Source organism: Exiguobacterium profundum (assembly GCF_001909285.1).
Taxonomy (GTDB): Bacteria; Bacillota; Bacilli; order Exiguobacteriales; family Exiguobacteriaceae; genus Exiguobacterium; species Exiguobacterium profundum.
This window is the reverse complement of record NZ_MRSV01000001.1, coordinates 290,492-302,098: the sequence shown is the minus strand read 5'-3', so window position 1 is coordinate 302,098 and position 11,607 is coordinate 290,492. Positions and strand designations below refer to the sequence as shown.

Here is an 11,607-nt window from a genome sequence, read left to right as displayed (position 1 = left end):
AAAGTTAAGCTTATCTTATACGAGTAAAGGGAATTAATACAGGAGAAAATGAAGAAATGAGGTGCCAACATGGGGTGGATTATTGCGATTGTAGCGGTTGTCGTGCTTGTACTCATCTATTTTTCGATGTACAACGGGCTCGTCAAATATCGAAATTGGGTCGATGAGGCATGGGCTCAAATCGATGTACAGTTGAAGCGGCGGTATGATCTGATTCCGAACTTGGTCGAAACGGTGAAAGGCTATGCGAAACATGAACAAGAAACGCTTACAAAGGTCGTCGAACTGAGAAACCAGCTCGGAGAAAAGTCGAATCGTCAAGACCAGATGGCAGTGAACGATCAATTGAGTGGAGCACTGAAAAATCTCTTCGCGCTTCGTGAGGCGTACCCAGATTTGAAGGCGAATGAGAACTTCAAGATGTTGCAGGAAGAATTGACGCAGACAGAAAACAAAGTGGCGTATTCGCGCCAGCTCTATAATAATACGGTCATGAAATATAACACGAAAATCGAATCGGTCCCGACGAACATCATCGCTTCCGTCCATCATTTCGAAAAGCGCGATATGCTCGAGGCACGTGCCGAAGAGCGCGAGAACGTTCGCGTTTCGTTTTGATGAATCGAGGTGGCGCGTATGCTCCTCTATGAACAGATTCGAAAGAATAAAGTGAAGACGGTCTTCATCGTCACAGGGTTTGTCCTATTCGTCCTTCTCGTTGGGGCGGCGATTTCCTACGTCAACTACGGGGACGCAGTTCCAGGTTTAATTTTCACACCTATTTTCTCGTTGTTTTATGTCGGTATCGTCATCATGTCGAGTACGAACATCGTCATGAAGATGAATCGGGCGCAAGAAGTGACATCGGTGGAAGAGCACCGCTTTTTATGGCATACGGTCGAAAACATGGCGATGGTCGCGCGAGTGCCGATGCCGCGCATCTTTATCATCAACGACCCATCGCCAAACGCATTTGCGACGGGGTTGAAGCCAGAAAAGGCGGCTGTCGCCGTCACGACGGGACTGTTGGATCGATTATCGCGCGAAGAAATAGAAGGGGTGATTGCGCACGAGGTCGCGCATATTAAAAATTATGATGTCCGACTCTCGACGGTCACGCTCGCACTCGTTTCAGTCATCGCTATCATGAGCGATATCGGGTCGCGCATGCTGTTCTTTAGAAGTATCGGTGGAAGACGCGATCAAAACCAGAATCCCATCCTTTTGATCATCGGACTCGTCTTGTTGGTGTTGGCACCGCTCATCGCGATGCTCATCAATATGGCGATTTCACGGAATCGTGAGTTTTTGGCAGATGCGAGTGGGGCGGAACTGACCCGCAACCCGGATGCTCTCGCCTCAGCGCTTGAGAAGATTGCGAACGTCGAGACACCGGTCGAGCAAGCGTCGAGTGCCTCGGCACCACTTTACTTCTCCGATCCACTCAAGAAGAAAGTGAGTGGTCTATTCTCAACACATCCCGATCCGGTCGAACGCATTTCCCGACTTCGTCAAATGTAGTCAGAGCCTGTCCGGTTGCGGCAGGCTCTTTATGTTACACTGAACTGGGAAAATAAGGGGGTGGATGAGTTGAATAAAAAGATATACATAGGTTTAGGCGGCGCTTTACTAGTCGCATTATTTTTATTTGGGCTAGGGCCATATATTGTACATACAGTACTTAAGGTTTTCATGTGGCTCACACAGTACATCTTACCGTGGATCTTCCTCTACTATTTCATTCAATTTTACAAACAATATACAGCCAAACAAGAAAAGCCACCTGAATGAGGTGGCTTTCGACATTTATCCGGCGCGGTGGCTACGGATTTTTTCAATCTCATCGAGGACGAACTGAACGTTTGTGCCGACAATGACTTGAATATGGTTTGGACTGACGACTTTGATTCCCGGAATACCGGCTTTTTTGATTTGATCTTGGTTGACCGTATCCATGTCTTTGACATCGACGCGTAGGCGTGTGATGCACGACTCGATGCCTGTGACGTTGCTGTCACCGCCAAGACCGTCATAAATCATATGTGCCATTGCTGAGTATTCGCTACCTGAAGCTGATGCGACCGGAGCGACTTTCGCTTCACCGTCTGCCGTCTCACTTGCAACCGCATCGACGACTTCATCTGGTTCACGGCCTGGCGTCGCCAAGTTGAGCTTCACAATCATAAAGCGGAAGATGACGTAATAAATGACTGCGAACACGAGACCTTGAACGATGAGCATGTACGGTTGGTTCGCAAGCGGCAAGCGTGAGCTCAAGATAAAGTCGACCAAGCCTGCGCTGAACCCGAAGCCAGCTGTCCATTGGAACGTTGCTGCAACGAAGAGCGAAATTCCTGTAAGGACTGCGTGTACAAGGTAAAGAACAGGAGCGAGGAACATGAATGAGAACTCGAGCGGTTCTGTTACACCTGTGAAGAATGAAGCGAATGCCGCTGCGAGAAGAAGTGAAGCGGCTTGTTTTTTCCGTTTCGTTTTCGCTGTGTGGTACATCGCGAGTGCTGCGGCCGGAAGACCGAACATCATGATTGGGAAGTAACCTGCTTGGTACATCCCCGTTACACCTTTTTCACCTTGACCTGACCAGAAGTTTCCGATGTCGTTGATTCCTGCGACGTCGAACCAGAATACAGAGTTGAGGGCGTGGTGAAGGCCGGTTGGAATCAAGAGGCGGTTAAAGAATCCGTAAAGTCCGGCACCGAATGCGCCAAGTTTTGAAATCGATTCACCGAAACCGACGAGACCTGTATAGACGACCGGCCAGATGAAATAAAGTGCGACCGATACAAGAATCATCGAGAAGGCTGTCATGATTGGTACGAGACGCTTCCCACTAAAGAAGGCGAGAGCATCTGGCAATTTGACTTGACTGAAGCGGTTATACATGGAAGCGGCGACGAGACCGGATAGAATCCCGACAAAAGCATTCCCAATCTTACCGAATGCCGGGTTGACGGCTTCTACGTCGATTCCTTGGAACAATGCTACCGTTCCTGCGGAGAGAAGCGTTGTGACCGTCAAGAAGGCAACGAGTCCACTTAGTGCTGCTGAACCGTCACGGTTCTTAGCCATTCCGAGCGCGACCCCGACTGCGAACAGAATTGGGATGTTATCAATAATAGCGGCCCCTGCCTTAATTAAGAATGCAGCGGCAATGTTTTCAGATCCCCAGCCGACTGGGTCAATCCAATAACCAATCCCCATGAGAATGGCAGCAGCCGGTAGTACGGCGACCGGTAACATGAGGGAACGTCCGAGACGTTGGAAAAAGTTCATCATTGTTGATTTCCTCCTTTTTGATGGTGTTGATCTTGTAGACGTTGGATGTGAAGCGTAATATAACCAAGTTCTGACTCGGGCAAGACGATGCCATAGGTCTCTTCCATTTCTTTTGCGACATCTGATGCACACGCATAGGCAGAGGTGAACTTTGTCTGAATCATGCGGAGCATGTCTTCATCAATCGTATGATGATCGTAATGGTTGACCCGATCCATGACGAACCGTAAATGAGTTAATAATCGTTGGTAGGATAAGTCATCTTCTTCAATGGATACATCGAGTCGTCGTGAAATCGATTGAATCATGTCGCGGACAATTGTTGTCTGTTTGACCGTCTTGCGTAAATCACCTCCTTTCACTTTCATCGTATGAATATGAAGCGCGATGAACGCAGCTTCGTCTTTCGGCATTTGGACGTTGAGCTTTTCAGCGATATGCTCAATCGCCCATAGTCCAATCTCATATTCATTCCGATAGAGGATTTTAATCTCGTTCAACAGTTTGTTGCGTAATGAGATGCCATCCATTTCCCGCTCGATGGCGAACGAGATGTGGTCGGTCAAGACAATGTGGATATGTTCGTTGAACGATGTCTCGAGACGTCTTTCCGCATAAGAGATAATATCCTCGGAAACGGTGAAGTGTTCAACGGGAATCCGGCTCAATAACTGTTGGAACTTGTCATTCTCTGGCATGATGAACAACTTTTCGATTTTATGGGGATTGACGATGTCGTTCTTCGCTTTTTTAAACGCGACGCCAGGGCCAATCGCAATCTTTTCTTCACCCTCGTCTGAGACGATGACCGCATTGTTGTTTAGAATCTTTTTGATTTTAATCATGTGTCCTCCTTATTCCGGAGTCACGCTTCCACTCGGGCGACAATCGTCTTGCCCGGAACAGCTTCCTTCGTGAACGTGAAGGCGTAATGATGGGCAAGTGCGCCACCATTCGTCACGACCATTGGCGTGACCGTGTCCTTACCAGCTTGATGAATTTGCGCCAAGTCTGCTGTGAGTAACAGCTGTCCCGTCTTGACGTGGTCGCCCACATCTACTTGAAGATCAAATGGTCGACCTTCGAGTTCAACGGTATCGAGTCCGACGTGTATCAAAATCTCAGCCCCATCCTCGGTCCGAATGCCGATGGCGTGCTTTGTTGGAGCGATTTGTACAATCTCTCCATCAGCCGGTGAGACAACGGCACCGTCTGTTGGTGTGATGGCAATGCCATCGCCCATCATTTTTTCACTAAAGACCGGGTCCGCAACTTGTTCGAGTGGAATGACGTCTCCTTCCATTGGTGAGTGCAGTGTCGGTTTGTGTCGATTCATTAACTTATTCCATAGCATGTCTACTACATCCTTTCTTGAAACAAAACACCGAAAAACAAAACAGGCATGGAGTATAGACGGGTGGCATGCACCGTACGTCTTACCCCATGCCTGATCGAATCAGTCACATGTGATCACTATTCGTTTCTTCACGTTCAACATAACATGTGTTGGTTTGAGACACAAGTCTTTTTTTGAAAGCGTTCTCTAAAATTTTACAAGGGAACGAATCTATTGTATAGTAAGGGCGAATCTAAGTAAGAAAGGTGTTGCATGTTGATGAGTGAGGTTGTATCTGCCTAACGAACTGAAAAATGTCGGATGACACGTCTTTTTGTCATGCCGTCATGTTCCGTTACAGATACCGCCCATCAAAAACTGCCAGACACCCGTCTGTCTTTTTGCGTTGGTCGTCATCGACCGACGCTTTTTTGTTTGCGCGGTATCTCGATTCTATCATTTGAGGAGAGAGAAACATGAACGAACAAACATTTGAAAAATTACAATACAGCGAATTGATGATGAAAGTAGAACGCTTCTGCATCAGCGGATTCGGGAGACGATTACTCAGACAGCAACGCCCAACGAGCCACATTACGACGGTGAAGAAGCGCCTGCAAGAAACATCCGAAGCCCGAGCGATTTTAGATGCGACGTCACACGTCCCGTTCATCGGTGTGTCTGACATGGAGACCATTATCGGAAAACTGCAACGAGGCATCCAACTCGAGGCAACAGAGCTTGAAGCGGTCGCCGAGTTTTTACGAGGGGCACGCAAACTCAAGCGATTCATGCTCGAGCATGAATTCTTTGCACCGCTTCTTTCGGCTTATGCTTCAGGAATGGGCGAATGGCGGACGTTAGAAGAAGACATCACACAATCGATTCGAGCCGGACAGGTCGTCGATGAAGCATCAAAAGAGTTGAAGCGGATTCGGAAGCAAGTCGACATTTTAGAAGGACGAATCGAGGAACGATTGAACAAGTTCTTAAAGAGCGCCGCCAATCGCGAGATGATCCAAGACGGATTCGTCACGAAAAAACAGGATCGCTTCACCATCCCAATCAAAGCTTCCTATAAGCATAAAGTGGCAGGGACGATTGTGGATACATCGAATCGTGGGACGACGGTCTTTATCGAACCGGAAGCGATCGCGAAGTTAAACGCTGAACTTGTCGTCAAGCGTACAGAAGAAGCGGTAGAGGTGTATCAAGTGCTAGCGACGTTGACGGGAGCGGTGACAGAAGTCCTTCCTGACATCGAATCGACGCTCGATGTCATCGCCCAGTACGATATGGTCTTCGCCAAAGGGAAGTACAGTCAGTCGATTGACGGGGTGACACCACACGTCAATGCGAGCGGTCGCATCCGATTGAAGCAAGTACGTCATCCACTTTTAGAAAGCGCCGTTCCACTCGACTTTGCCATCGGTACAGACTATCGCGGCTTGATCATCACCGGACCGAACGCCGGAGGGAAGACGGTCGTCTTGAAAACGATTGGACTCCTTAGTCTCATGACGATGACGGGACTGCATATCCCGGCTCACACCGATACAGTCATTTCGACATTTGATGAGGTGTTCGTCGATATCGGAGATAATCAGGATTTAGAGTCGGCACTCAGTACGTTCTCTGCACACATGTACAATGTGGCGAATATCATGCAGACCGCTGGAAAACGGTCGCTCTTGTTATTCGATGAAATCGGAAGCGGGACGGAACCGAACGAAGGGGCGGCTCTTGCAATTGCCATCTTAGAAGCGGCATATAAACGGGGCGCGATTGTTGTGGCGTCGACGCATTACGGAGAAATCAAATCGTATTCTGAAGCGCACCCGGATTTCATGAACGCTGCGATGCAGTTTGACCCGGAAACGCTTGAACCGAAATACAGACTGCTCATGGGACAGTCTGGCGACAGCAACGCCCTCTTTATCGCCCGTAAGATGAAGTTACCGGAATCGATTCTGAAACAGGCATCCCGTTACATGAACGAGAAAACGTATGATATGACGAAAGTCGATGATTCTAAAATTACGCGAGAAGTGGAAATGGTACCACTTGAAGAGGCAGAGCACTTTGAAAAAGGTGACCGTGTCCGCTTGTTAGAGACGAATCAAGTCGGTCTTGTCTATTCGTTTGATGCATCGCGTCGACATGTCCGCGTGTTCGTAGATGCGGAATATGTAGAGTTGCCGAGCCGCCGCGTTCGTCTTGAGGCACGTGCGACAGAGCTCTATCCGGCTGACTATGATTTAGATACGTTGTTCACGACGTATCAGGAACGTAAGGAGGCTCACGACTTTGCCCGGGGATCGAAGAAAGCGTTACGACGAGTAGAGAAAGAGATCCGAGAAAGGAAGAAACAAGAGCAATCTAACCGGAAATAAAATGTCTAGATTCATTTAGAAAGGGCGGCCACCGCGAGTGACTGCCCTTTTGACTTATAAGCTGTTGCTTTGATTTTCTACGTTGCTGTCGCTCTCTGTTGAAGCATCGTCATCTGAAGAAGAAGTATCATCATGGTGTGGACCGTGTCCATGACGACCACCTTCACGTCCACCTCGCATACCACGAATATCTTCCAAGTCATCGTAACTTGTCACATCGGCAAACCGTTCTTCGTGATCCGCAAGAATTTGATCGGCTTCTTCTTGCGTCAAGTTCCCTTCTTCCACAGCGGTTGCGAGTTTTTCTTCATGCGACGTCATGATGGCGTCGATGAACGCTTCAATTGAAATGCCTTTTTCTTCTGCGAGTTCAGGGAGAGATTGCCCGTTTTCGCGAGCCGCATCCACTTCTTCTTCCGTTAAACCGAGCGCTTCGATGAGAGCGGCATGACCTGCTTCCCGGTCACCGAACATACCAGGACCTCGTTCACCACGTTCGCATTGTGTGGATTCCGTCGTTGGTGATTCATCAGTCGTCGTGTCATTCGTCGCGGCATATACGCCTGTGCCTGAGACGGCCAATAGACCGGCTAAGGCGATTGCTAGTTTTGTTGATTTCATGTGTATCTCCTCCTTTGTTAATTCAAGTGTAGGACTGAAGGCGTTAGAAGTTGTGAGGGAGTTGCAAGATTTCTGCAAATTGTCTTTGGGAAACGGTGGGACGTTCGATGGGTACGATATAATGGAGGTGGAGGCGATATGAGATGAACGTACTCGTTGTGGAAGATGAACTAAAACTGGCGGACGGCATGTCCCGCTTTTTAACATATGCCGGATTTGAGGTGACCGTGGCGATGACCTTGAGTGAGGCGAAGCAACAGTTACATCAACGGTTTGATGCGGTCTTATTGGATGTCCGTCTCCCTGACGGAGAAGGCTGGACCTTGATTCCGACATTGAAAGCGCAACATCCTACACCCGCTATCATCTTGACGACGGCCCGCGGGGAGGCGGATGACCGCGTGTTCGGATTGGAACTCGGTGCAGACGATTATTTAGTCAAACCCATCGTTTTAAAAGAGTTGGAGATTCGATTGAAGCGTCTCGTGAAACAGACGGATATGATTCAGTTCGGGGCGCTCACCATCGACGTCAAATCGAGAATGGTACAAGAGAACGGACATCCGCTTCGATTGACGAATAAAGAGTATGAATTGCTACTGTATCTTTGGAAACATGTCGGGGAGGCGTTAGACCGGAACCGCTTGCTCGACGACGTATGGGACTACGCATTCGTCGGAGATACACGAACGGTCGACACCCATATTAAACAACTGCGGGACAAATCGCCGACCTTAAAAGAACAATTGAAGACGGTGCACCGGGTCGGTTATCGATTAGAGGGACTGTCATGAATCGATTAATGAAGAAGTTACTTTGGACGGCCATTCTACCACTTGCCGTGATGGCACTCTTAACATTCGGACTCACGTCATTATTGATCGGACGCTTCGCAGAAGATGAGACGTACGCACAATTGGAGCGTGAGGCGGCGATTGTGTATGAAGCTATTCAAGAGGGACGTGGAATCCCGGGGCAACTTGACGTGCTTGTATTCCAAAATGGACAACGAATCGAGTTCGAACGAGGCGGACGGATGCATCGCATGATGCCGATCAGCCTCGACCCGAATGACTTAGCGATTCAGGACGAAGTGAGCGTGAATGGGACTCGTTTCTTGACGTATCTACAAGAAGAAGGGGACATTCAAATCGTGACGTATAGCCCCGTTCCGTTCTCGAATCCACAATTCCAGCAAATCTACCTCATCTTAGCGGGTGGGTTTATTCTGGCCGTACTTGTCGCAATCGCTGTCACGTATTGGATGAGTCGTCGGCTCACGCAACCGCTCGTCGAGTTGAAACAAGCGACCGCATCCATTATGGAGGGGCGACACGATGTTAGCTTGCCGAGCGTGACGAACGATGAGATTGGGGATTTGACCGTCACCATCGGACAGATGAACACATCACTTCAAGAAAAAGAGGCGCTTCAAAAATCATTTATCTCTGGGGTCACACACGATGTGCGTACACCGCTCGCTATCGTTCGAAACGAGGCGGAACTATTAGAGCTCGGTGTCGTCCATGAAACAGAGATGGCCACAACCGGTAAAAGCATTACCGAGGAAGTGGACCGGATTGACCGACTCGTCAATCAGATGCTCGAATACTCTAAATTGTCCGCAGGTTCGATTCCCCTTGAAATGGAATCGATTCAACTGGATGAATTGGTTCGTCGGTTGACGCCACGCATGTCTGAGTGGTTCCGACAAAAAGACGTGACACTCGACCTCCGACTCGAAACAGTATCAATCCAAGCTGATCGATTGGCGATGGAACGAGTGCTCTCGAATTTCATAAGCAATGCGTATGAGGCGAGCCCTGTCGGGGGAAGAATCACCATCACTCTAACCCCGAAGCGATTAGAAGTGACCGACGAAGGAAACGGGGTTGATCCTTCCATTCAGCATGCGATATGGGATATGTATGTGAAAGGAGATCGCTCCAACGGCCATGGTTTAGGTCTCGCTATCACGAAATTACTTCTTGACGCACAAGGACTTTCTTACGGGGTCGATTCAGATAAGGGGGCGACGTTTTGGATCGGATGGACATGACTTTATTTTTACGAGGGGTACGGTTAGAGAGGGAACGCATTCATTCAACGGGTTATCCGTACTCGTTACCAATCTTTCAGACACTCGATGAACTGACGTTTCATCATCCTGTCACGTTTCTTGTTGGAGAGAACGGGAGTGGGAAATCGACGTTGATTGAAGGGATGGCGGTGGCGGCCGGATTCAATCCGGAAGGCGGGGCGCCGTCCTTCCAATTCGAAACAGAGTCGACACATAGCTCGTTGTATGAGGCGTTGCGTCCGATTCGAGGACCATATCGACCAAAGGATGGCTTTTTCTTACGCGCCGAGACGGCATACCAGCTGTCGAGTTATGTGGATGAGATGGCGAAATTAGGACGAGATCCTGAGCGGTTTTATGAATCATACGGCGGACGTTCTCTTCATGAACAGTCGCATGGGGAAGCGTTTCTCTCCCTCATGTTGCACCGATTTCGTGGAGAAGGGCTTTACATTTTGGATGAGCCGGAGGCCGCATTGTCTCCGATGCGCCAACTGACGATGCTCGCACGCATGCATGAACTTGTCCAGTCCGGGAGTCAATTTATCATCGCGAGTCATTCACCCATCTTGATGTCGTATCCGGGTGCGATGATTTTACAAGTGGAAACGGGACTCTCCCCGACGTCGTTTGACGAACTCGAGCACGTGAGGGTGATGCGTGACTATTTACAGGCACCGGAACGGATGCAGCGAATCTTGTTTGAAGAGTAAAAAACGGTCACGATGTAAGCGGTTTACTTTTTATGTTGACGTCAAGATTTATAGGGAGTATGCTTATATCGAAAAGAAGAAAATCCACTTTAGGATTGTTACTGGTGATGCAGGCAAAACCTAAATTGACGCCACGACTGTATGTTGGACGTTGGTGTGAATTTAGGTTTTTTTCTTTTTAGTTCAGTCGAATGAGAGTGAGGTGAGGAGACCATGCAGATTTCAAAAGTGTTCAATAATAACGTCGTAGCAATTGATGCGAACGGTCAAGAACAGGTCGTGATGGGGCGCGGGATTGCATTTCAAAAAAGGCCAGGCGATCCGATTGACCAGACGCGAATCGAAAAAATCTTTACGCTCGAGAGTAAAGAAAGTTATGAGCGTTTCGTTCACTTTTTAAATGAAATGCCGACGGATGAGATGGAGACGGTGAAACAGATTGTCAGATTAGCCGAAGAGCGATTAAAACAACCTATTCATGATTCGCTCTACGTGACGCTAGCGGACCACCTTCATTTCGCGCTTAGTCGGTATCAGGATGGAATCCAGATTCGTAACCCTCTCGTTTGGGAAGTGAAACGATTTTATGCTCCGGAGTTCGCTGTCGGCAAAGAAGCGGTAAAATTGATTAATGCGCAACACGAGGTCAACCTGGATGAAGATGAGGCGGTAGCGATTGCCTTACATCTCGTCAATGCGACGATGTCTGGCGTGAAAGGTGAAAACCTGCATCTCGTAACGGAGATGACAAAAGCCACCCAAGCCATTTTGACCATTATCACGTATCATTTTCAAATCGAGCTGGATGAAGAGTCATACGCCTATTCTCGATTTCTGACTCATTTAAAGTACTTTGTGCAGCGCCTCGCATCGGGGGAAAAGGTCAAGTCCACAGGTGACGAAACCTTGTTCTTGATGGTGAAGCAGAGATATCCGGAAGCGTTCGAATGCGTTGAAAAAATCGCTGGATTGATCGCGACGAAATATCGTTATGATGTATCGATGGACGAACGGCTGTATATGATGATTCATATCGAAAACTTAATGAAAGAACGTCGATCCTAAGGATGGTTACTGATGACGCAGGCCAAACCTAAATGACTACACCTTTATTTGTGTAGTGATTTAGGTTTTTCTTTTTATCCAAAAACATGAGGAGTGAACAAG

General features: G+C 48.4%; 11 protein-coding genes. 7 read left to right on the top strand and 4 right to left on the bottom strand.

Features of this window, described 5'->3' with window-relative positions:
- The first annotated feature begins 69 nt into the window (after positions 1-69).
- Both BBB58_RS01690 and htpX read left to right on the top strand, forming a co-directional pair.
- Positions 70-618 (top strand): LemA family protein, encoded by a 549-nt coding sequence (locus BBB58_RS01690; protein WP_074035096.1) that lies wholly within the window; start codon positions 70-72, stop codon positions 616-618.
- A gap of 18 nt (positions 619-636) precedes the next feature.
- The gene (gene htpX, locus BBB58_RS01685) at positions 637-1,521 is read left to right on the top strand and encodes a zinc metalloprotease HtpX (protein ID WP_074035094.1); all 885 of its coding nucleotides are present in this window, start codon (positions 637-639) and stop codon (positions 1,519-1,521) included.
- A gap of 285 nt (positions 1,522-1,806) precedes the next feature.
- Here the strand turns inward: htpX and nagE are convergent, their stop codons facing one another.
- The 3 genes from nagE to BBB58_RS01665 are packed head-to-tail and all read right to left on the bottom strand — an operon-like array spanning position 1,807 to position 4,651.
- A complete protein-coding gene (gene nagE / locus BBB58_RS01675; protein WP_015880354.1) occupies positions 1,807-3,297 on the bottom strand; it encodes an N-acetylglucosamine-specific PTS transporter subunit IIBC in 1,491 nt (496 codons plus the stop codon).
- Positions 3,294-4,142 (bottom strand): PRD domain-containing protein, encoded by an 849-nt coding sequence (locus tag BBB58_RS01670; protein ID WP_074035093.1) that lies wholly within the window; start codon positions 4,140-4,142, stop codon positions 3,294-3,296. The genes nagE and BBB58_RS01670 overlap by 4 nt, the downstream gene beginning before the upstream one ends.
- 20 nt (positions 4,143-4,162) lie before the next feature.
- Positions 4,163-4,651 carry a PTS sugar transporter subunit IIA gene (locus BBB58_RS01665; RefSeq protein WP_015880356.1) on the bottom strand — a complete coding sequence of 163 codons (489 nt, stop codon included), beginning with the start codon at positions 4,649-4,651 and terminating at the stop codon, positions 4,163-4,165.
- Positions 4,652-5,109: 458 nt separating this feature from the next.
- Here BBB58_RS01665 and BBB58_RS01660 point away from each other — a divergent pair, with 458 nt between their 5' ends.
- Positions 5,110-7,026 carry an endonuclease MutS2 gene (locus tag BBB58_RS01660; RefSeq protein ID WP_074035092.1) on the top strand — a complete coding sequence of 639 codons (1,917 nt, stop codon included), beginning with the start codon at positions 5,110-5,112 and terminating at the stop codon, positions 7,024-7,026.
- A gap of 54 nt (positions 7,027-7,080) precedes the next feature.
- Here the strand turns inward: BBB58_RS01660 and BBB58_RS01655 are convergent, their stop codons facing one another.
- Positions 7,081-7,647 carry a hypothetical protein gene (locus BBB58_RS01655; protein ID WP_015880358.1) on the bottom strand — a complete coding sequence of 189 codons (567 nt, stop codon included), beginning with the start codon at positions 7,645-7,647 and terminating at the stop codon, positions 7,081-7,083.
- 143 nt (positions 7,648-7,790) lie between these two features.
- On the opposite strand from BBB58_RS01655, the gene BBB58_RS01650 reads away from it, so the two are divergent.
- From BBB58_RS01650 to licT, 4 genes are all read left to right on the top strand, one after another.
- Positions 7,791-8,441, top strand: a complete 651-nt coding sequence (locus BBB58_RS01650) for a response regulator transcription factor (RefSeq protein ID WP_074035091.1) — start codon at positions 7,791-7,793, stop codon at positions 8,439-8,441.
- A complete protein-coding gene (locus BBB58_RS01645) occupies positions 8,438-9,706 on the top strand; it encodes a sensor histidine kinase (protein ID WP_074035090.1) in 1,269 nt (422 codons plus the stop codon). Before BBB58_RS01650 ends, BBB58_RS01645 begins: the two co-directional genes overlap by 4 nt.
- Complete coding sequence (locus BBB58_RS01640; protein ID WP_208606721.1) at positions 9,697-10,440, top strand: AAA family ATPase; 744 nt, start codon at positions 9,697-9,699, stop codon at positions 10,438-10,440. The genes BBB58_RS01645 and BBB58_RS01640 overlap by 10 nt, the downstream gene beginning before the upstream one ends.
- 213 nt (positions 10,441-10,653) lie before the next feature.
- Positions 10,654-11,505, top strand: coding sequence for a BglG family transcription antiterminator LicT (gene licT / locus BBB58_RS01635; RefSeq protein WP_074035086.1), 852 nt, complete (start codon positions 10,654-10,656; stop codon positions 11,503-11,505).
- Positions 11,506-11,607: the final 102 nt, after the last annotated feature.